Consider the following 350-nt stretch of genomic DNA (forward strand, 5'->3'; position numbering starts at 1 on the left):
GTCGCTGGCGTCAAAACCGTTGACGGGCTCGCTGAAGCGGAAAGTGACTGTTGTGGTTTCGCCCGCGGTGAGCGCGCTGTCGGCGAGCGTGATGGTGGCCGTGGGGCCGGTGCTGTCCGTCCGGGTGTCCACGCTGTAGTTGGCGCTGATGGCGCTGCCGGTCCCGGCGTTGCCCGTGGCGTTCGTCACGCCGGTGAGGTACACCCGGATGGTATTCGCCCGGGCGCTGACGTTGTCCGTGGGTGTGAAGGTCGCCGTCCAGACCGTGCGCTCAGCGTTGGCCGTGGGCGTACTCAGCGTGCCGCCCGTGCACACGATGTCGCTGGCGTCAAAGCCGTTGACGGGCTCGC

The 350-nt window shown here is 68.3% G+C and carries 1 protein-coding gene; it reads right to left on the reverse strand.

Translation table 11 applies throughout. The features are described 5' to 3' along the window. Positions 1-350: Ig-like domain-containing protein (locus tag VTU_RS34130; RefSeq protein ID WP_010108935.1), on the reverse strand; the 350-nt coding region annotated here is incomplete at both ends.

The organism is Verminephrobacter aporrectodeae subsp. tuberculatae At4 (assembly GCF_000193225.1).
GTDB classification, from domain to species: Bacteria; Pseudomonadota; Gammaproteobacteria; order Burkholderiales; family Burkholderiaceae_C; genus Acidovorax; species Acidovorax aporrectodeae.